At 70.7% G+C, this 21415-nt stretch carries 16 protein-coding genes; 15 read left to right on the plus strand and 1 reads right to left on the minus strand.

Annotation, left to right across the window (positions count from 1 at the left end; genetic code table 11):
* Positions 1–68 precede the first annotated feature (68 nt).
* From ssd to NRF20_RS24950, 7 genes are all read left to right on the plus strand, one after another.
* Positions 69–1130: a septum site-determining protein Ssd gene (ssd, locus tag NRF20_RS24920; protein ID WP_398628591.1), complete on the plus strand. Its 1062-nt coding sequence runs from the start codon at positions 69–71 to the stop codon at positions 1128–1130.
* Positions 1127–2275 (plus strand): TadA family conjugal transfer-associated ATPase, encoded by a 1149-nt coding sequence (locus tag NRF20_RS24925; protein WP_398628124.1) that lies wholly within the window; start codon positions 1127–1129, stop codon positions 2273–2275. Before ssd ends, NRF20_RS24925 begins: the two co-directional genes overlap by 4 nt.
* Before the next feature lie 80 nt (positions 2276–2355).
* Positions 2356–3153 carry a type II secretion system F family protein gene (locus NRF20_RS24930; protein WP_266365463.1) on the plus strand — a complete coding sequence of 266 codons (798 nt, stop codon included), beginning with the start codon at positions 2356–2358 and terminating at the stop codon, positions 3151–3153.
* A complete protein-coding gene (locus NRF20_RS24935) occupies positions 3150–3944 on the plus strand; it encodes a type II secretion system F family protein (protein ID WP_398628123.1) in 795 nt (264 codons plus the stop codon). Before NRF20_RS24930 ends, NRF20_RS24935 begins: the two co-directional genes overlap by 4 nt.
* Positions 3945–4002: 58 nt before the next feature.
* Positions 4003–4203 (plus strand): DUF4244 domain-containing protein, encoded by a 201-nt coding sequence (locus NRF20_RS24940; RefSeq protein ID WP_398628122.1) that lies wholly within the window; start codon positions 4003–4005, stop codon positions 4201–4203.
* Entirely contained in the window at positions 4190–4594 is a 405-nt protein-coding gene (locus tag NRF20_RS24945) for a TadE family type IV pilus minor pilin (RefSeq protein WP_266360346.1), read from the plus strand. Before NRF20_RS24940 ends, NRF20_RS24945 begins: the two co-directional genes overlap by 14 nt.
* A 122-nt stretch (positions 4595–4716) precedes the next feature.
* A complete protein-coding gene (locus tag NRF20_RS24950; RefSeq protein WP_398628121.1) occupies positions 4717–5097 on the plus strand; it encodes an Rv3654c family TadE-like protein in 381 nt (126 codons plus the stop codon).
* Here NRF20_RS24950 and NRF20_RS24955 read toward each other — a convergent pair.
* Complete coding sequence (locus NRF20_RS24955) at positions 4979–7516, minus strand: DEAD/DEAH box helicase (RefSeq protein ID WP_398628120.1); 2538 nt, start codon at positions 7514–7516, stop codon at positions 4979–4981. The two genes, NRF20_RS24950 and NRF20_RS24955, sit on opposite strands and share 119 nt — an antisense overlap.
* 78 nt (positions 7517–7594) lie before the next feature.
* On the opposite strand from NRF20_RS24955, the gene NRF20_RS24960 reads away from it, so the two are divergent.
* The 8 genes from NRF20_RS24960 (at position 7595) to tmk (ending at position 21308) form a co-directional block, all read left to right on the plus strand.
* Positions 7595–7948 (plus strand): STAS domain-containing protein, encoded by a 354-nt coding sequence (locus tag NRF20_RS24960; protein ID WP_003967428.1) that lies wholly within the window; start codon positions 7595–7597, stop codon positions 7946–7948.
* 431 nt (positions 7949–8379) lie between these two features.
* Positions 8380–8862 (plus strand): ATP-binding protein, encoded by a 483-nt coding sequence (locus tag NRF20_RS24965; RefSeq protein ID WP_398628119.1) that lies wholly within the window; start codon positions 8380–8382, stop codon positions 8860–8862.
* Between the two features lie 294 nt (positions 8863–9156).
* Entirely contained in the window at positions 9157–11598 is a 2442-nt protein-coding gene (locus tag NRF20_RS24970; protein ID WP_413753296.1) for a sodium-translocating pyrophosphatase, read from the plus strand.
* Between the two features lie 305 nt (positions 11599–11903).
* The gene (locus NRF20_RS24975; RefSeq protein ID WP_398628117.1) at positions 11904–12521 is read left to right on the plus strand and encodes a small secreted protein; all 618 of its coding nucleotides are present in this window, start codon (positions 11904–11906) and stop codon (positions 12519–12521) included.
* Positions 12522–12613: 92 nt separating this feature from the next.
* Positions 12614–14128, plus strand: a complete 1515-nt coding sequence (locus NRF20_RS24980) for a methyltransferase (protein ID WP_398628116.1) — start codon at positions 12614–12616, stop codon at positions 14126–14128.
* A 383-nt stretch (positions 14129–14511) separates the two neighbouring features.
* Positions 14512–14709, plus strand: coding sequence for a hypothetical protein (locus tag NRF20_RS24985; protein ID WP_093893721.1), 198 nt, complete (start codon positions 14512–14514; stop codon positions 14707–14709).
* A gap of 330 nt (positions 14710–15039) precedes the next feature.
* Positions 15040–17895 (plus strand): type I DNA topoisomerase, encoded by a 2856-nt coding sequence (gene topA, locus NRF20_RS24990; RefSeq protein WP_413753297.1) that lies wholly within the window; start codon positions 15040–15042, stop codon positions 17893–17895.
* Between the two features lie 278 nt (positions 17896–18173).
* On the plus strand, positions 18174–21308 hold the full coding sequence (tmk, locus tag NRF20_RS24995) for a dTMP kinase (RefSeq protein ID WP_398628113.1): 3135 nt from the start codon (positions 18174–18176) through the stop codon (positions 21306–21308).
* Positions 21309–21415 lie beyond the last annotated feature (107 nt).

The raw sequence follows: 21415 nt of genomic DNA on the forward strand, positions 1-21415 counted from the left end.
CCGTGGCTGAATCCATCGCACGGGATCGTCTGCCGACCGTCGGGGTGCGGCGGGGCGGACCGTTGATCGTGACCGAGGATGCGGAACTCCTCGACGATCTGCTGCGGCTGTGCGCGGCCGCCGGAGCGGAACCAGAAGTTCATCACTCGTTGCCCGAACGCAGAGGCGGCTGGGAGCAGGCCCCGATGGTTCTCGTGGGGGACGATGCCGCCCAGCGGTGCCGCGGAGCGGCGCGCAGGCGTGGTGTGATGCTCGTAGGCCGGGACCAGGATGCCCCGGATGTCTGGCGCCGCGCCGTGGAGATCGGGGCCGAATATGTGCTGAGGCTGCCCGATTCGGAGGGGTGGCTCGTCGATCAGATCGCCAATGCGGCGGAAGGCGTGGGCCGGCCGGCACTCACCGTCGGGGTGATCGGCGGACGGGGCGGATCCGGCGCATCCACGCTGGCCTGCGCCCTCGCGGTGACCGCGGCCAGGGCCGGACGGCGGACCATGCTGATCGACGGTGACCCGCTCGGCGGGGGCATCGATGTGCTGCTCGGTGGCGAACGGGCCGAGGGAATGAGGTGGCCGGATTTCGCTCATTCCAAAGGGCGGGTCGGCGGAGGCGCACTGGAGGAGTCGCTGCCCGCACTCCACGGTCTGCGGGTGCTCAGCTGGGGCCGCGACGACTGGGTGGTCATCCCGCCACAGGCCATGCAGGCCGTGCTGGCCGCCGCGCGCAGGCTCGGCGGGGTGGTGGTTGTCGATCTGCCGCGCCGGGTGGACGAGTCGGTGGCGGAGGCGCTCGCGCAGCTGGACCTCGGGCTGTTGGTGGTTCCCGGGGAGCTTCGCGCAGTCGCGGCGGCGAAGCGGGTGGCTTCGATGGCCGGGATGGTGCTGGACGACCTGCGGGTGGTGGCCCGCGGCCCGTACGCGGCGGGCCTCGACGAGCGGTGGGTGGCGCAGGCGCTGGGGCTGCCGCTTGCCGGTGAACTCCCGCTCGACTCCGGGTTGCTGGCCACCCAGGACGGCGGCGCACCGCCCGGCGGCAGTGCGCGCGGTCCACTGGCAAGGTTCTGCGCGGCGTTCTGGGAGCGGGCGCTCGACCCGGAGGGTGCAGGGGGACGCGCCGGTGGGGGTGCGTCGTGACCGAGACACTGCTTGACGCCGTGCGGCAACGGCTGGCACAGAGCGGCGCGGCGCCGACCCCGGCCGGGGTCGCGGCAGCTCTTCGGGCCCAGGGACGACTGCTCGGCGATGCCGAAGTGCTCGGCGCGGCCGATGAGTTGCGCGGCGAGCTGGTCGGCACCGGGGTGCTGGAACCGCTGCTCGCAGACCCGGCCGTGACGGATGTCCTGGTCTCCGCGCCGGACCGGGTTTGGGTGGACCGGGGAGGCGGGCTCGAACTCACCGGGGTGACCTTTCCGGACGCCGCCGCGGTGCGCAGACTGGCACAGCGGCTGGCGGCCGTGGCGGGGCGGCGGCTGGACGACGCCCGGCCCTGGGTGGACGCGCGGTTGCCGGATGGCACCCGTATGCATGCCGTGCTGCCGCCGGTGTCCGTCGGCTCGACGTGCCTGTCGCTGCGGGTGGTGCGGCCCAGGGCCTTCTCGCTGACGGAGCTGGTCGCGGCGGGGACCGTGCCGCCGGGCGGTGACCAGGTACTGAGGGCGTTGGTGGAAGCCCGGGTCTCATATCTGATCAGTGGGGGGACGGGGGCCGGGAAAACAACCCTCTTGTCGAGTCTGCTGGGTGCGGTCGGGGAGCGTGAGCGAATCGTGCTCGCCGAGGACTCGGCGGAGCTGCGGCCGGACCATCCGCATGTGGTGCGCCTGGAGTCGCGCCCCGCCAACCAGGAGGGGGCGGGGCGAGTGACCCTGAGGGACCTGGTGCGGCAGGCGCTGCGGATGCGGCCCGACCGACTGGTGGTCGGGGAGGTACGGGGCGCCGAGGTCACCGAACTGCTGGCCGCGCTGAACACCGGCCATGAGGGCGGCTGCGGGACGGTTCATGCCAATGCAGCCGAGCACGTCCCGGCCCGCCTTGAGGCATTGGGGACGGCGGCGGGACTGGACCGGACGGCACTTCACAGCCAGTTGGCGGCCGCGCTGTCGGTGGTGGTCCATCTCGTACGGGACCGGTCCGGGCAGCGGCGGATCGCCGAGGTGCAGGTCCTGGAGCGGGATGCGGCTGGGCTGGTGGTGACCGTGCCGGCACTGCGCTGGGGCACCGACGGATTTGTGCAGGAGCGGGGCTGGGAAAGGCTGCGGTCGATGACCGGGGGTGCGCTGTGAGCGGTGACGTGGCGGTGGGTCTGTCGGCCGGCGCGAGCCTTGCGGCGGGCTTGTGTGTAGGGGTGGCGGCCTGGCTGGTGATGGTGCAGGACCAGGGGCGTCGGCGAGCGCGGGTGTTGTTCGTCGACGGGGTGATGGAGTCGCCGCTGTGTGAGCGCTGGGAGCGGATTCGGGCTTGGTTCCAGGAGCGGTTGCGGGCGCGGCGGGAGTGGCTCTGTCTGCCGGTGGCGCTGGCCATCGCCGTGCTGGGGGAATCCGTGCTGCCGGTGCTGGCGGTGGTGGTGGCGGTGCCGCTGGTGCGGCGGTGGCTGCGGAGACGGGCCCTGACACAGGAGCGGGAACGCCGGGCCGATGGGGTGGTGGCGTTGTGCGGTGCGGTCGTGGGTGAGCTGCGGGCCGGGCACGAGCCGGGGCGGGCGTTGCTCGTCGCTGTCCGCGGGACCGGGGTGATGGGAACGGCGGAGGCCGCTGTGTCCGCTGCGGCGCGGTTCGGCGGCGATGTGCCGGGGGCGCTCGGGCAGGCGGCTCGGGAGCCGGGTCTGGACGGGCTTGCCGGGGTGGCGGCCTGTTGGCGGGTGGCGGTGGACGGCGGGACTGGGCTCGCGGCGGGCCTGGACCGCCTGGAGGGTGCGCTGCGGGCGGAGCGACGCAGGCGGGAGGAGTTACGGGCCCAACTGGCAGGTGCCTGGTCGACGGTGGCCGTGCTGGCGCTGCTGCCGGTGCTGGGTCTGGGGCTGGGGGCGGCGCTCGGGGCCGATCCGCTGAGGGTGCTGCTGCACACGCCGGCCGGGCTGGTCTGTCTGGTGGCGGGTGGGTTGCTGGAGGCGGCCGGGCTTTGTTGGGCCGGCCGGATCGTACGGGCGGGGGAGGCGGCGTGAACGGGGGCACCGGCGAAGCCGTCCACCGGGCGGCGGCAGTGTGGGCGGTTCTGTGCACGGTCGCGTATCTGGCCCTCGTCCTCGCGAGACTGCGGCGGAGGCGGACGGTACACCGTCGGGGTGCGGTGCTGCTGGCCGTCGGCCCGGAGAGGCGTCGGCGCGGGCGGACGGTTTCCGGCGCCCAGGTGAAGGAATGGATTGCGCCACTGGGTGCTTTGGCGACGGGCGTGGTCCTGATCGGCGGCCTGCCCGGTTTCGCTACCGGGCTGGCAGGGGCGTACGGCGCCTGGAGGTGGCAGCGGGCCCGGCGCGGCCGCGAACCGGGGGTCGGCGCTGTGGAAGCGGCGCAGGTATCACGTCAACTCCCATTGGCGGCAGATCTCTTGGCGGCCTGCATTTCTGCCGGAGCCGGGCCCCGAGAGGCGGCGGAGGCGGTGGGGGAGTCACTGGGTGGACCGGTCGGCGTGCGTCTGGCGCGGACGGCCGTGGAGATTCGGCTCGGGGGTGAACCTGCGTTGGCCTGGGGGCGGTTCGGGGAGATACCGGGCGCGGGTGCGCTGTCCCGCTGCCTGGACCGGGCGGGATCGACCGGGGCTCCGGCGGCGGAGCCGGTGGCGCGGCTGGCCGAGGCGATGCGGGCGGAGCGGGCGAGCGCGGCCGTGGCGCGCGCCCAGCGGGCAGGTGTGCTGATCACCGCTCCGGTCGGGCTCTGCTTTCTGCCCGCTTTCCTGGCGGTCGGAGTGGCGCCGGTGGTGATCGGTCTGGCAACCGGTCTGCTTCACAACGGGTGACAGAAAAGTACTAGCAAGTATCTATTTGATATGAATTATGTATTTCGTGGGGGTTGGAATGGAACAGCGAATCAGGGGCTGGGTGCGGAGCATGGTGCGCCGAGTCCGGTCGGACAACGGAATGACGACATCCGAATATGCGGTGGGGACAATCGCGGCCTGTGCGTTCGCGGCGGTGCTCTACAAGGTGGTCACCAGCCAGCCGGTTATGTCCGCACTGCAGTCACTGCTCAAGGACGCGCTCGATGCGAAGTTCTAGGAGCAGTTCCGGGGCGTCCGCCGGAGGTCGTTCCAGGACCGTGTGCGGAGACCGGGGGGCGGTGACGGCGGAAGCGGCCATGGCGATTCCGGTGCTGGTGGTGTTCGCCTTGGCCCTGGTCTGGGCGCTGATGGCCGCCTCCGCCCAGATCCGTTGCGTGGACGCGGCCAGGGCCGGGGCGAGGGCGGCGGCCCGCTCGGAACCGGAGGCGCAGGTGCTGGAAGCCACTCTTTCGGCGGCACCGGGCGGGGCCGAAGTCGCGATGGAGCGGGCCGGGGAGCTGTGGCGGGTACGAGTGGCGGCGCCGATGCCCGGACCCGGCCCGCTGGCCCTCAAGCTCCATGCGGAGGCGGCAGCACTGGCAGAGGACACGGTGGGGGTGGCGCCGTGACCAGGACAGGCGGGGGAGCCCGGAAGGCCGTCCTCGGGTGGCTGCACAGGAGTGGGGATCACGGTCGGAATCGAGGTCGGGCCCCGGACCGGGACAGAGGCCTGGCGACGGTGTGGGTGGCGATGACCACGGCCACGTTGTGCGCGGTGTTCGCGGTCGTGCTGGCGCTCGGGCAGGTGATGGTCGCCCGGCACCGGGCCGGCGGTGCAGCGGACCTGGCAGCCCTGGCCGCGGCCGACCGGGCCCTGCAAGGGCCCGGGGAGGCATGCGGGGCGGCCAAGGAGGTGGCCGCGGCACAGGGGGCGGTGGTGGTGCGGTGCACGGTGCGTGGGGAGATCGCCGATGTGACGGCCCGGGTGAGTTTCGGGCCGTACGAACCGGCGGTCAGGTCCCGGGCCGGCCCTCCGGCGGCTGCTCCCGGCTCCCCGGATCCGTCGCCTCCGACGGTTCCGGAGGGCCCGGCTCCCCCGGGTCCGGCGGCGCGGACCGGAGGAGTTCGCTGAGGAGGCGCACGGCGCCCCGCTTGTGCAGCGGATCGTTGCCGTTGCCGCACTTGGGGGATTGGATGCAGGACGGGCAGCCCGCCTCGCATTCGCAGGACGCGATGGCCTGGCGGGTCGCGGTCAGCCACCTACGGGCGGTGTGGAAGGCCCGCTCCGCGAATCCGGCACCGCCTGGATGACCGTCGTACACGAAGACCGTGGGCAGCAGGGTGTCCGGGTGCAACGGCACGGAGACGCCACCGATGTCCCATCGGTCGCAGGTGGCGAAGAGCGGCAGCATCCCGATCGACGCGTGCTCCGCTGCGTGCAAGGCGCCGCCCAGGATCTCCGGGTTGATACGGGCGGCGTCGAGCTGGTCCTGCGTGACCGTCCACCACACGGCGCGCGTGCGCAGAGTGCGGGGCGGCAGATCCAGCTTGGTCTCGCCGAGGACCTCGCCGGTGATCAGTTTGCGACGCAGGAAGGAGACGACCTGGTTGGTGACTTCCACGGAGCCGTAGCAGAGCCGCCCGTCACCCCACGGGAGCTCGGTGTCGGTCTCCAGGACGGCGATGGCGGTGGTGTCGCGTGCGGTCGTCGAGTACGGCGGGTTGGCCTCCTCGACCAGGGCCACCGAGTCCTCCAGGTCCAGCTTCCGGACCAGATAGGTGCGGCCCTGGTGGAGGTGGACGGCGCCTTCGTGGACGGCGGTGTGCGCGGCCGATTCGTCGACGGTGCCCAGCAGCCGGCCGGTGCCCTCCTCGACGATCTGGACGGGGCGGCCGCCCTCGCCGCGGATGTCGGTGAGATCGGCGGCGCGCTCGCGGCGGGTCCAGTGCCAGCCCGATGCCCGTTTGCGCAGCAGCTTCGCGGCCTCCAGCTGTGGCAGCAGCCCGGCCACGGCCGGGCCGAAGAGCTCCAGATCGGACTCGGTGAGCGGGAGCTCCGCAGCTGCGGCACACAGGTGCGGGGCGAGGACGTACGGGTTGTCCGGATCGAGGACGGTCGACTCCACGGGCTGTTGGAAGAGCGCCTCGGGATGGTGGACGAGGAAGGTGTCCAGCGGGTCGTCGCGGGCCACCAGGATGGCCAGGGCGCCCTGGCCGGAGCGTCCGGCGCGGCCCGCCTGCTGCCACAGCGACGCCCTGGTCCCGGGATAGCCCGCGATGACGACGGCGTCCAGGCCGGAAACATCGACGCCGAGTTCGAGGGCGGTGGTGGCGGCCAGGCCGAGCAGTCGGCCGGAGTGCAGGGCGCGCTCCAGGGCGCGGCGTTCCTCGGGGAGATAACCCCCGCGGTAGGCGGCGACCCGGGCGGGCAGGGAGCGGTCCACCTCGGCGAGGCGTTCCTTGGCGATGACGGAGATCAGTTCGGCGCCGCGCCGGGAGCGTACGAAGGCGACCGAGCGGACGCCCTGGACGGTCAGATCGGTGAGGAGGTCGGCTGTCTCGGCAGTGGCGGTACGGCGCACGGGCGCGCCCTTCTCGCCGTGCAGCTCGGTGAGGGGCGGCTCCCACAGGGCGAAGACCATTTCGCCGCGCGGCGAGGCGTCGTCGGCGACCTCCTTGACCGGGAGACCGGTGAGGCGGCCCGCCGCGACGGAGGGCTCCGCCGCGGTGGCCGACGCGAGGAGGAAGACCGGATTCGCTCCGTAGCGGGCGCACAGACGGCGTAGCCGGCGCACCACCTGGGCGACGTGGGAGCCGAAGACACCCCGGTAGGTGTGGCACTCGTCGATGACGACGAAGCGCAGGGTGCGCAGGAAGGAGGACCAGCGGGGGTGGGACGGGAGTATCCCGCGGTGCAGCATGTCGGGGTTGGTCAGGACGTAGTTGGCGTACTGGCGCACCCACTCGCGTTCCTCGACCGGCGTGTCGCCGTCGTAGACCGCGGGCCTGATGGCGTTGCCGAGCGGTGCCACGAGTTCCTTCACCGCACGCCTCTGATCGGCGGCCAGGGCCTTGGTGGGGGCGAGATACAGGGCGGTCGCGCCACGGCCGTTCGGGGCCTCGGATCCGTCGAGCAGTGCGCTGAGTACCGGGGCGAGGTAGGCGAGCGACTTGCCGGACGCCGTGCCGGTGGCGATGACCACGGAATTGCCGTCCAGGGCATGCTCGGCGGCGGCCGCCTGGTGCGCCCAAGGGTGGTCGATTCCGGCTTTTTGGATCGCGGCGATCACTTCTGGCCGGATGCGATCGGGCCAGATGGCATGGGTTCCCGTACGCGGGGGCAAGTGCTCCGTATGAGTGATGCGCGCGGACCGGCCCGCCGCTGCGGCGAGCCGGTCGAGGACCATGGCGGGAGAGGGGCGGGAGTCCCTGTTCTCGGGTGGTCGACTGGGGCGGTGATTCTTGGCCATCGGCACCGAGTGTGTCACCGGCGTGACGGACAATGGTCCCAAGGCGTCGTGCATGGCTGCTGGTAAGTGATTGAATGCCATCGCGGCTGGCGATCCGTCCCCTGGCTCCGCCGGGGAGACTGAGGGGCGACCGCTCGATAGCAAGGTGCTGGAGGATCCGTGGACCTGTCCTTGTCGACTCGCAATGTGTCCGGCCCTGGTGGCGACCGTACGGTCGTCGAGGTCGGTGGCGAGATTGATGTGTATACCGCGCCCAAGCTGCGCGAGCAGTTGGTCGAGTTGGTGAATGACGGCAGCTACCACCTGGTTGTCGACATGGAAGGCGTCGACTTCCTCGACTCCACCGGCCTCGGCGTGCTCGTGGGCGGCCTGAAGCGTGTCCGGGCCCATGAGGGCTCGTTGCGCCTGGTCTGCAACCAGGAGCGCATTCTCAAGATTTTCCGGATCACTGGTCTGACCAAGGTGTTCCCGATTCACACCACGGTCGACGAGGCAGTTGCGGCCACCGACTGACGGTCGGTCCGCGGCCGGTCCGGCGCGGTCGGTGCACCGGTAGCCGTGACCGACGGGCGGCCTGACCGCCGATTGCCTCAGTCAGGCAGTCGGCCGGTCGGGCAGTCAGTGGTCGGGACCTGGATATCCAGTACCCCGACCGCTGAACAACCGGTCGGCGTCCGGTCTGTCGGCCGACTGCTTGCCGGTCGGCTGTTCGGCATTCGGCCGCTTGGGAATGGGCCGTCTGCCGGTTCGGGCGCCTGTCGGTCAGTCGACAGCCTGTCCGTCAGTGGGCCGGCGGTCGGCGACCAGGCCGGTCGGCCGACGGCTTCGCCGGTTCCGGAAGAAGACCGGAACAACACCGGATGAACACTGGAAGAGGAGCAGGGGTGTCGGGCAGCCCGCCCGGGTCCCCTGGGATGCACGCCCGTACGTCTGAGGGGGATCGCATGGCCACCGTTGAACTCCGCTTCAGCGCCCAGCCCGAACACGTCAGGACGGCCCGCCTCGTGGCAGCCGCCGTGGCGCGCCGGGCGGGGGTCGATGAAGCCGTGCTCGACGAGGTCAGACTCGCCGTCGGTGAAGCCTGCAGCCGCGCAGTCGGGCTGCACCGCAGTCATGGCATTACCGCTCCCGTCTCCGTCGTCCTGACCGAGGAGGAGAAGTCCTTCTCCATCGAGGTCGGCGACGAGGTGCCCGGGCCGGGTGCCGAGCCCGCTCCCGGCGGACCCGCCGGAGCCTCCGCGACACGCGGCGCCACGCCCGGCGTGGGACTCGACGGTCCGGATTCCGAGGCCGACGCCGACGGAGAGGACGAGATGGGTCTCGCAGTCATCAGTGGCCTCGTCGATGATGTGGAAGTCAGATCGGGGACCAACGGCGGAGTGATCCGCATGAGCTGGCCTAAGACGCCCGTGACGGTGCTTCCCTGAGGCGCCGCGGGCATCACGGGCGGTCCGGCCGTCCCGATTCCTGCGAAGCCATTCCCCGATCCATTTCTTGATCCCTCTTTTGGGCCCTGCTGAGCAGGGCCTTTTTTCATTTCTGTGTGATCATTGATCTACAGAAAATGTGCCTGCCCCATTACTGCATTCGGGTCGATCCGCGACCGTGATCATTTGCCGATCCGCCGTTAAGGTCAATTACATTTACCGCGCACTGTTTTGATCAGCTCCCGCTCCCTACAATCCGTCCACGTCTTGAGCGCTGAGCGTCAAGGAGGACGTATGGCGGAGTTCTTCAACACCCCACTGGCAGGACTGACGCAAGATTCCGCACTTTCCACACCTTCCGGTCGACCCGCATCTCTCGCGGCCGCGGTACTCACCGATGACAACCGCATCATCGTGATCGTCGTCGCGGTCGTCGCCATCGCCGCGCTGGTCGTCGCCCGGCTGCTGGTGCGCCAGGTGCTGGCGGCCGGTGAGGGCACCGACCGCATGAAGGAGATCGCGGCAGCCGTCCAGGAGGGCGCTAATGCCTATCTGGCCCGGCAGCTGCGCACCGTCGGCATCTTTGCCGTCGTGGTCTTCTTCCTGCTTCTGCTGCTTCCGGCCGACAGCTGGTCGCAGCGCGCAGGCCGTTCGCTGTTCTTCCTGGTGGGTGCGCTTTTCTCGGCGGCCACCGGATACATCGGGATGCGGCTCGCCGTACGCAGTAATGTCCGTGTGGCTGCTGCTGCGCGTGAGGCGACTCCCGCGGAAGGGGAACCCGAAAGGGATCTCACCGCTGTTTCGCACAAGGCGATGAAGATCGCTTTTCGTACCGGTGGCGTGGTCGGAATGATCACCGTGGGCCTCGGGCTGCTCGGTGCTTCCTGTGTCGTCCTCGTCTATGCCGCCGACGCGCCCAAGGTGCTGGAGGGCTTTGGTCTCGGTGCCGCGCTGATTGCCATGTTCATGAGGGTCGGAGGCGGTATCTTCACCAAGGCCGCGGACGTCGGCGCCGACCTCGTCGGCAAGGTGGAGCAGGGCATCCCGGAGGACGACCCACGCAATGCCGCCACCATCGCCGACAACGTCGGCGACAACGTCGGTGACTGCGCGGGCATGGCGGCCGACCTCTTCGAGTCGTACGCCGTGACGCTCGTCGCGGCGCTCATCCTCGGCAAGGCCGCCTTCGGCGACTCCGGACTGGCCTTCCCGCTGATCGTCCCGGCGATCGGCGTAGTCACCGCGATGATCGGGATCTTCGCGGTCGCCCCGCGGCGCGCCGACCGCAGCGGAATGACCGCCATCAACCGCGGATTCTTCATCTCCGCGGTGATCTCGCTCGTCCTGGTGGCCGTGGCGGTCTTCGTCTACCTGCCGTCCTCGTACGCGGATCTGGACGGCGTCACCGACACCGCCATCTCCTCGCACGGCGGCGACCCGCGGGTCTTCGCCCTGGTCGCCGTTGCCATCGGCATCGTGCTGGCCGCCCTGATCCAGCAGCTGACCGGCTACTTCACCGAGACCAGCCGGCGGCCCGTCAGGGACATCGGCAAGTCCTCGCTGACCGGGCCGGCCACCGTCGTACTCGCCGGTATCTCCATCGGTCTGGAGTCCGCCGTCTACACGGCACTACTGATCGGTCTGGGCGTCTACGGGGCGTTCCTGCTCGGCGGTACGTCGATCATGCTGGCGCTCTTCGCGGTGGCCCTGGCGGGGACCGGGCTGCTCACCACCGTCGGTGTCATCGTTGCCATGGACACCTTCGGCCCGGTCTCCGACAACGCGCAGGGCATCGCGGAGATGTCCGGTGACGTCACGGGCGCCGGTGCTCAGGTCCTCACCGACCTGGACGCCGTCGGCAACACCACAAAGGCCATCACCAAGGGCATCGCCATCGCCACCGCCGTCCTGGCGGCGTCGGCGCTCTTCGGTTCGTACCGCGACGCGATCGCCACGGCGGTCGACGACGTGGGGGCCAAGGCCGGGGGGATGACACTCAGTCTGGACATCTCGCAGCCCAACAACCTGGTGGGCCTGATCCTCGGTGCCGCGGTCGTCTTCCTCTTCTCCGGGCTGGCGATCAACGCGGTGTCCCGGTCCGCCGGATCCGTGGTCTACGAGGTGCGGCGGCAGTTCCGCGACCATCCCGGGATCATGGACTACAGCGAGAAGCCGGAGTACGGGCGCGTCGTCGACATCTGCACCAAGGACGCCCTGCGCGAGCTCGCCACGCCCGGCCTGCTCGCCGTCCTGGCGCCGATCGCCGTCGGGTTCACGCTCGGCGTCGGGGCGCTGGGTTCGTATCTCGCGGGCGCCATCGGTACCGGCACACTGATGGCGGTCTTCCTGGCCAACTCCGGTGGTGCGTGGGACAACGCCAAGAAACTCGTTGAGGACGGTCATTACGGCGGCAAGGGCAGCGAGGCCCATGCCGCGACCGTCATCGGGGACACGGTCGGCGACCCGTTCAAGGACACGGCAGGACCGGCGATCAACCCCTTGCTCAAGGTGATGAACCTGGTTGCGCTGCTCATCGCCCCGGCGGTGGTGCAGTTCAGCTACGGGCAGGACGCGAGCACCGGCGTACGAGCGGTGGTGGCGGTGCTCGCCGTCGCCGTCATCATCGGCGCGGTCTACGTCTCCAAACGGCGTGGGATCGCCGTGGGGGACGAGGAGGACCCCGCTGACAGTGGCGGGGGACCCGCCAAACCGGCCGACCAGGCGGCTGTTTCGTGAAGCGGCGACAGGAAGAGGCCGGTGGCATGTAGTCGGCCCCGCTCAACGACCGGGCGGGCGACGCACTCTGATGTGTCGTCCGCCCGGTCGTGTTCTGGTGTCGGTATGCCGGTCGGTACGCCCGTCCGTGTGCTTGCTCGTGCAGGCGTTCCAGCTTGCCAAGGGCTGTGTGGGTGAGTTGTATCTCCCTCATTTCCCTTGGTGCAAATGGCTACAAAAGGCCACCTATCGGACGTCCGGCACCCGGATGGAGGGCGCTCGACGTGTAAGTTCCGGGGCCGAGAGCCTTGGAAGGGACCGATCCGGTGAACAAGAAGCTTGCGGCCGCGCTGTCCGGCGGTGCGGTACTGGTACTTACGCTGTCGGGCTGCAGCAGCGACGACAACAGCGACAAGGTGAACGCCTGGGCCAAGAAGGTCTGCGACCAGGTCCAGCCCCAACTGCAGAAGATCGCGAACGCCAACGCCGCCATCCAGCAGCAGACCGCCGACAACAGCAAGCCCGCCGATGTCCAGAAGACCGACTCGGCTGCCTTCCAGCAGATCTCGCAGGCGTACAAGGCACTGGGCGCGGCTGTCGATTCGGCGGGCGCGCCGCCGGTCGACGGCGGCGAGACCACGCAGAAGGAGGCCGTGAAGGAGCTCAACGCCTCCTCCGCGGCGTACGCGAACCTGCAGAAGAAGGTCGACGCCCTCAACACGAAGGACCAGGCGAAGTTCGCCGACGGTCTCAAGGGCATCGCGGACGAGCTGAACAAGATCAGCACCAGTGGTGACGAGGCGCTGAAGAAGCTCCAGTCCGGCGAGGTCGGCACCGCGATGGCGAAGCAGAAGGGCTGCCAGAAGCCGACCGCCTCGGTGCCGCCGAATAGCGCTTCCTCGAAGCCGACCTCCCCGTCCGCCTCGCCCAGCAAGAAGTCGTAACTGGGCGGAAGCAGCGGTTGTACGGACGGCCCGGCGGCCCCGGTGGGCGCCGGGCCGCTGCCGTTGTCAGCGGTAGCGGCCACAATGGGTGGGTGAGTACGACCAGTCTCCCCGCGCCCGACCGTTCGCCCCGGCTCCGCGAAGCCCTGCTCGCCGCCGCCTTCACCGCCGACGGGCTCCTCGACCTGCTCGGTGCGCCGTCCTATGCCGCGCTCGCCCGTAGCGAGACGGTTCCGGCGCTGCGTGCCACCAGGGGGGACTCCCCGCTCGAAATACTGGTGCGGCTCTTCCTGCTCCAGTACCCCGTCCCGTACGAGCGGGCCCGCACCGCGCTCCCACTGGCCGAGTGCATCGAGGACGGCTGGGTGACCCGGACCGGCGACGAGGTGCGGGCCACGGTCGACGTACGCCCGTACAGCGGGCCCGAGGGGCAGGACTGGTACATCGTCTCCGATCTGGGCTGCGCGGTCGGCGGCGCGGGCGGCATCGGTTCGCGCGAGGAGGGCGTGGTCCTCGGAGTCGGCGGGGCGTCCACCACGCTCGCCGGGATCACCGTCCGTACGCCTGTCGCCTCCGCGCTCGATGTCGGTACGGGCTCGGGCATCCAGGCGCTGCACGCCTCGCAGCACGCCACCCGGGTCACGGCCACCGACCTCAACCCGCGTGCGCTGGACTTCACCCGGCTGACGCTCGCTCTGTCCGGAGCCGCCCCGGCCGAGCTGCGCCAGGGTTCCCTGTACGAGCCGGTCGGAACCGAGACGTACGACCTGATCGTCTCCAACCCGCCGTTCGTCATCTCGCCCGGTGCCCGCCTCACCTACCGCGACGGCGGCATGGGCGGCGACGATCTGTGCCGGACCCTGGTGCAGCAGTCGGGCGACCGATTGAACGAAGGCGGATATGCCCACTTCCTCGCCAACTGGCAGCATATCGAGGGCGAGGAGTGGCAGAACCGGCTGAGTTCCTGGGTGCCTCACGGCTGCGACGCCTGGATCGTGCAGCGCGAGGTCCAGGACGTCACGCAGTACGCGGAGCTGTGGCTGCGCGACAGCGGCGACCACCGCACGGACCCCGCCGAGTACGCCGCACGGTACGACGCCTGGCTGGACGAGTTCGAGGCCCGCAAGACCAAGGGCGTCGGCTTCGGCTGGATCACCCTGCGGAAGTCCGCCGCAGCTGCCGCCGGGAACCCGTCCGTCGTGATCGAGGAGTGGCCGCACGCGGTGGAGCAGCCGCTCGGACCGGCCGTCCAGGCCCACTTCGCCCGCCAGGACTACCTCCGCGAACAGGACGACGCGGCGCTCCTGGCCGGCCATTTCGCACTCGCCGCCGAGGTCGTGCAGGAGCAGGTCGGACTGCCCGGCGCGGAGGACCCCGAGCATGTGGTGCTCCGTCAGAACCGCGGCATGCGGCGTGCGACGAAGGTCGACGCCGTCGGCGCGGGCTTCGCGGGCGTGTGCGACGGAACGCTGCCCGCGGGCCGGATCCTGGACGCGATCGCCCAGTTGATGAACGAGGACCCCGTGCTGCTGCGCGATCGCACCCCGCAGGCGATCCGACTGCTGGTGGAGGAGGGCTTCCTGGAGCCGGTGCCAACGGCGAGCTGATGACGTTGCTCTGGTCCTGGTCCTGGTTCCAGTCCAAGCCCCGGTCCCAGCCCCGGCCCCGGGGTGGAGCGGCTGTCGACTTCGCCACCGCAGCTGTCTCCGGATGTGGGCTCCGTTCCGGTCCGGGCGCGTGCTGCCGTATGTAATGAACGGGCTCGCCACCAGCGTCTTCACGCTCACCGCCGACGGTCCGCCGCAGGGGCTGCGGATTCCGGTTGGCTCACGGACCGGTGTTGCCCCCCGGGGCCTCGGCCCCGCTGTTCCGGGATGTGTGAATCCGGCCATTTACCGGGGGTTCGCGTGCACGACGCCCTGGGGTGGCAGCCTCCCCCTGACCGGATGGCACAGGCCACGGCCGAGCAGGGACAGGGAGGCGTACGGACATGGAGAGCGGACCTGCGGTCTTCGCCGGAACAGCATTCGCACTGTTCGGCGCCGCGCTGCTGCTGTGGACGGGGGCGCGCGTGCTGCACCGCGCGCCGGTGGCGCACGGTGTGAGCCCCGTCGCCTCCGCCGCTCTCGCCACTGTGTTCGGCGTACTTTTTCTCGTCCTCGGTGTGTGGTGCTTCACCCGCATCTGATCCACTCCCCGCCGGACAGGGCCGGGAACCGCAGGGCACGGCGGCCAGTGGCAGGGAACACGCCCGGACCGTCCGCCTCTCACCGCCGGTGCCGACAGCGCCGCGACAGCAACCAGAAACCCGCAGGCAGCGGCCGTGCGCGCAGCGGACCGGGCAGTCCGGGCGGCAGGAATGGCGGAAGTCGGGTTACCGTTCGAGTGGCCGTTGCGGGCTTTTGCCGTTTGACACGGGGGCGGGTTGTACCGTCACACTCCGCAGCGACAGCACCGTCGGCAGCGTCATCGCGCTGCCCGGATGCCCACTGAGTGTCGACCGGAGAGAAGAGCGAAGTTGTCCCCGACCAGCGAGACCGCACAGGGCGGCCGCCGACTCGTCATCGTCGAGTCGCCTGCCAAGGCGAAGACGATCAAGGGCTACCTCGGCCCCGGATACGTCGTCGAGGCGAGCGTCGGGCACATCCGCGACCTGCCGAACGGCGCCGCAGAGGTCCCCGACGAGTACACCGGCGAGGTCCGTCGGCTCGGCGTCGACGTCGAGCATGACTTCCAGCCCGTCTACGTCGTCAACGCGGACAAGAAGGCCCAGGTCAGGAAGCTCAAGCAGCTGCTGGCCGAGTCCGATGAACTCTTCCTCGCCACCGATGAGGACCGCGAGGGCGAAGCCATCGCGTGGCACCTGCAGGAAGTCCTGAAGCCCAAGGTCCCGGTCCACCGGATGGTCTTCCACGAGATCACCAAGGACGCGATCCGGGAGGCCGTCGCCAACCCGCGCGAGCTCAACCAGCGCATGGTCGACGCCCAGGAGACCCGCCGAATCCTCGACCGTCTCTACGGCTACGAGGTCTCGCCGGTCCTCTGGAAGAAGGTCATGCCGCGCCTGTCGGCCGGCCGCGTCCAGTCCGTGGCGACCCGTCTCGTCGTCGAGCGGGAGCGCGAGCGCATCGCCTTCCGTTCCGCCGAGTACTGGGACCTGACCGGCACCTTCGCCACCGGCCGCACCGGCGACGCCTCCGACCCGTCGACCCTCACCGCCCGCCTCAGCGCGGTCGACGGCCGCCGCATCGCCCAGGGCCGTGACTTCGGTCCGGACGGGCAGCTGAAGTCCGGCTCCGGGCAGGTGCTGCACCTGGACGAGACGAACGCCCGCGCCCTGGCCGCCGCGCTCGCCGACGCCACGTTCGCCGTACGGTCCGTCGAGTCGAAGCCGTACCGTCGCTCCCCGTACGCCCCGTTCCGCACGACGACCCTCCAGCAGGAGGCGAGCCGGAAGCTGGGCTTCGGGGCCAAGGCCACCATGCAGGTTGCGCAGAAGCTGTACGAGAACGGCTTCATCACCTATATGCGTACAGACTCCACGACCCTCTCGGACACTGCGGTCTCCGCGGCCCGGGCCCAGGTCACGCAGCTGTACGGCGCCGACTACCTGCCGGACAAGCCGCGCACGTACGCCGGGAAGGTCAAGAACGCGCAGGAGGCGCACGAGGCGATCCGCCCCTCCGGCGACCGCTTCCGCACCCCTGCCGAGACCGGCCTCACCGGCGACCAGTTCCGGCTCTACGAGCTGATCTGGAAGCGGACCGTCGCCTCCCAGATGAAGGACGCGGTCGGTAACTCCGTCACCGTCAAGATCGGCGGCCGGGCGAGCGACGGCCGTGACGCCGAGTTCTCCGCGTCCGGCAAGACGATCACCTTCCACGGCTTCATGAAGGCGTATGTCGAAGGCGCCGACGACCCGAACGCCGAGCTCGACGACCGTGAGCGGCGCCTCCCGCAGGTCGCCGAGGGCGATGCGCTGTCCGCCGAGGAGATCTCGGTCGACGGCCACGCCACCAAGCCGCCGGCCCGCTACACCGAGGCCTCGCTGGTCAAGGAGCTCGAAGAGCGCGAGATCGGCCGCCCGTCGACGTACGCCTCGATCATCGGCACGATCCTGGACCGCGGCTACGTCTTCAAGAAGGGCACGGCGCTCGTCCCGTCCTTCCTCTCCTTCGCCGTGGTCAACCTGCTGGAGAAGCACTTCGGCCGGCTCGTCGACTACGACTTCACCGCGAAGATGGAGGACGACCTCGACCGCATCGCGCGCGGCGAGGCCCAGGCCGTGCCATGGCTGAAGCGCTTCTACTTCGGTGCGGGCGCCGGCGACACGGCCGGAGCGGGGGCGGCCTCCGACGCGGGCAACGGCGACGGCGACCACCTCGGCGGTCTGAAGGAGCTCGTCACCGACCTCGGCGCGATCGACGCGCGCGAGATCTCCTCCTTCTCCGTCGGCAACGACATCAAGCTCCGGGTCGGCCGGTACGGCCCGTACATCGAGCGCGGCGAGAAGGACTCCGAGGGCCACCAGCGCGCGGACGTGCCGGAGGACCTGGCGCCCGACGAGCTGTCCGTCGAGTACGCGGAGGAGCTGCTGGCCAAGCCGAGCGGCGACTTCGAGCTCGGTGCGGACCCGGTCACCGGGCACCAGATCATCGCCAAGGACGGGCGCTACGGCCCGTACGTCACCGAGGTGCTTCCCGAGGGCACCCCGAAGACCGGCAAGAACGCGGTCAAGCCGCGGACGGCCTCGCTCTTCAAGTCCATGTCGCTGGACACGGTGACGCTGGCCGACGCGCTCAGGCTGATGTCGCTGCCGCGTGTCGTCGGTGAGGACGCCGACGGCGTCGAGATCACCGCGCAGAACGGCCGCTACGGCCCGTATCTGAAGAAGGGCACGGACTCGCGGTCGCTGACCTCCGAGGAACAGCTCTTCGACATCACCCTCGAAGAGGCCCTCGCGATCTACGCCCAGCCCAAGCAGCGCGGCCGCGCCGCCGCCAAGCCGCCGCTGAAGGAACTGGGCACCGACCCGGTGAGCGGGGCTCCGGTCGTGGTCAAGGACGGGCGCTTCGGTGCGTACGTCACCGATGGCGAGACAAACGCCACGCTGCGGACCGACGACAGCGTCGAGACCATCACGCCGGAGCGCGGCTACGAGCTGCTCGCCGAGAAGCGTGCCAAGGGGCCCGCCAAGAAGAAGACGGCGAAGAAGGCCCCGGCCAAGAAGGCCCCGGCCAAGAAGGCGACCGCGAAGAAGACGGCGGCCAAGAAGACGACTGCGGCAGCCAAGAAGACCGCGGCGAAGAAGACGACGACCGCGAAGAAGACAACTGCGGCGAAGAAGACGACTGCGGCGTCTGTGGAGGACTGACCGTACGACCGATCGCCGGAGGGGCTGGGTTTTCCAGCCCCTCCGGCGTTTGCGTACCGGGGCCGGGTGGGCGAGGGGCGGGACGCCTGTTGCGGGGCTGGTCCCCTACCCGCCCCTTCCCGGAACCGGCGCTCTGCCCCGGACCTCCGCTCCTCAAGCGCCGGAGGCTCTGGGAATGCCCTTCAAATCGCCGGCGGGGCTGGAGACGCCCGCCCCCGGACGCCCATATGTTCGGGCGGGGCCTCCGGGGACCCCGCCGCTCCGGATAGGCTGGGCGGATGACGCGAGCCGAGCAGCCAACGGTCGTGAGCCCCACCTCCGACACACTTGCCGCAGACTCACGCGAGCGCGCCGTACGAGCCCTGTTGCGTGTTCCCCCGCTGAAGCGGTTGTGGAGCGCCCAGCTCGTCGGCAGTATCGGCGATGCACTCGCCCTTCTCGTGCTGGTGCTGATGTCGCTGCAAGCGGCGGTCCTTGAGGGCTCATTCGGAGCCGGGTACCGAGGGGCGGCATTTGCCGTCGCCGCGGTCTTCGGTGCCCGGATCCTTGCCACCCTGCTCTTCGGAGCCGTACTCCTGGGGCCGCTGACGACGCTCACCGCGCCAGGAGGGCCGCTGGACCGGCGGTGGCTGATGATCGGGACGGACGGGCTGCGGCTCGCGCTGCTGGTCGTCGCACCGCTGTGGATCGACTGGATGCCCGACAAGGCGCTCATGATGATCCTCATCACCGTCTTCGTCATCGGCGCAGCCGAACGCCTGTGGACGGTTGCCAAGGACGGTGCCGCCCCCGCGCTGCTGCCCGCCCCGCCCCCCGAAGGCGCCGCCGTACGTCCGCTGCCCGATCACCTCGACGCACTGCGCCGGCTCTCCATCCGTACCGACTTCGCCGCCATTCCGGCCGCCGCGGCCGTCCTGCTGATCGCCACGCTCATCGGCAACCTGCTGGGCTCGGGCCTGGAGTGGTTCTCGCTCCATCAGGCGGCCCTCGGCTCGTACGTCGCGGCCGGGCTCTTCTCGGCCTCGATCTCCACCCTGTACTTCCTGGAACTGCCCGGTTCGCAGACGCCCCGCCCGCGCTCGCCGCTGGAGGGCCTGCGCCGGCCGTCGACCGGCAGCGGAACCGACAAGGGCCGCACCGGTTCCGTGCCGCTGATCGTCGGCGTCTGTGCCGCAGTCGCCGGAGCCATTGCCGCCGCTGCGGCCGTCGCCGTACTGCACGCCGCCGACCTGGGTGGCGGCCCCGCCACCTTCGCCCTGCTGATCCTCGGCCTGACCGGAGCCACGGGCGTCGGCATCCGAACCGCGGGGAAGGTGCTGCCCGCGCTGTCGCGGCGCCGGCTGCTCGCGCTGGCCACCGCCGTCACGGGCATCGCACTCCTTGCCATGGGGCTCGTGCCGGACACGGCGACCGTGCTGATGATCGCGGTGCTCGCCGGATACGCGGCGGGTGTCGCGGCCGGCACCGGTCATGTCCTGGTCGACCAGGAGGCCGAGGAGTTCCGCCGGGCCAGGACCACCGAACACCTCCAGGCTGTCGTACGGGTCCTCATCGCGCTCGGCGCGCTCGCGGGCCCGCTGCTGGCCGCCGCGATCGGCGAGCACCGGCTGACCTCCGGTGACTTCGTCTTCGCCCACGGTGGAGCGGCCTTCGCGCTGATGCTGATCGGCGCACTGCTGCTGCCCGTCGCCGCGATCGTCCTCGCCAAGACTGACGACCGCTCCGGAGTGCCGCTGCGCCGTGATCTGCGCGAGGCACTGCGCGGCGGCGACCCGGCCGTCGCCCCCGCCACGACCGGTTTCTTCCTCGTCCTGGAAGGCGGCGACGGCGCCGGCAAGTCCACCCAGGTCGAGGCGCTCGCCGAGTGGATCCGCGCCAAGGGCCACGAGGTCGTCGTCACCCGCGAGCCGGGCGCGACCCCGGTCGGCAAGCGGCTGCGCTCGATCCTGCTCGATGTGTCGTCGGCCGGGCTCTCCAACCGGGCCGAGGCACTGCTGTACGCCGCCGACCGCGCCGAGCACGTCGACTCGGTCGTCCGTCCGGCGCTGGAGCGGGGCGCGATCGTCATCTCCGACCGCTACATCGACTCGTCCGTTGCCTACCAGGGCGCGGGCCGTGACCTCTCCCCGACCGAGATCGCCCGGATCTCGCGCTGGGCGACGAGTGGACTCGTACCGCATCTGACGGTGCTGCTGGACGTCGACCCGGAGACTGCGCGGGAACGGTTCACCGAGGCGCCCGACCGGCTGGAGTCCGAACCGCCCGAGTTCCATGCCCGGGTGCGGTCCGGCTTCCTGACGCTGGCCGCGGCCGACCCGACCCGCTACCTGGTGGTGGACGCGGGCCAGGACCCGGAATCGATCACCACGGTCGTACGCCACCGGCTCGACCAGCTCCTCCCGCTCTCCGAGGCCGAGATCAAGGCCCAGGAGGAGGCGCGCAAGGCCGCCGAGGAAGAGGCCAGGCGCAAGGCCGAGGAAGAGGCGGCCCGCAAGGCCGAGGAGGAGCGGCTGGAGCGCGAGCGGCAGGAACAGCTCGCCAAGCTCCGCGCCGAGGAGGAGGAGCGCAAGCGCCGGGAGCTGGAGGAGGCACGCCGACGCGAGGCCGAACGCCAGGCGGAGGAGGCCCGGCAGCGGGCCGAGGAAGCCCGGCGTCTTGCCGAGGAGGAGAGGGCCAGGCTGGCGGCCGAGGAAGCGGCCCGCGAGGCCGAGCAGGCCCGGCTGCGCAGACAGGCCGAAGAGGAGGCCCGGCTGCGCAAGGAGGCCGAGGCGCGGCGGCTGGAGAAGCAGCGCAAGGCCGAAGAGGCATTGCTGCGGGCCGAGGAAGCCCGCCGACAGGCCGAGGCGGCTGCGGCGACGTCCGTACCGGACAGCGAGATCACGGTGCCGACACCGATCGTCAACCCGAACGATGTGACGCAGCCCGTGCCTTCGCCGGTCACCCCGCCCTCGCCCTCCGACGAGGCCGAGACGGCAATGATTCCGAAGATCCACGACCGGTCCGAGCGCCCTGGCGCGGCGGGTGCCGCGGATGAGACGGCGGTTCTTCCTCCGGTACAGGACGTACGTGACGCCCGGGCTGCTCGTGACGCCCGGGACGCGAATCCGGCAGACCGGGTTCCGCGGGGCATCTTCCGTGACGAGCGCCCGGCGGACTTCGCCCGGGAGAGCGAGAACGAGCGCACGCGCGAGCTTCCGCAGATCAGCGACCCGCATGCGGTCACCCCGGAGCCGGTTCAGGACCACTGGGACGGTCAGGAACACCAGGAGCGCCGGGGCCGGCGCCCTCGTCCCGACTGGGCCGAGGAGACTCCGCTGGACGATCTTCCGACGCTGGCGGACGAGCTGCTGGGCGACCGCCGCGACGACGAGGGCTCAGGCCCCTCGGGCCGGGGACGGCGCCCGCGCCGCTGATCCGCGGGGGCTGCCGGGCGGGCCTGCCCGGCAGCCGGACTGCGGTGCTGCCGGGATTGTCAGACCCGTCCCCCACAATGGGAGTCGGATCGGGGAAGCCGGATCGA

This window comes from Streptomyces sp. R-74717 (genome assembly GCF_047305335.1).
In the GTDB taxonomy this organism is placed as follows: Bacteria; Actinomycetota; Actinomycetes; order Streptomycetales; family Streptomycetaceae; genus Streptomyces; species Streptomyces atratus.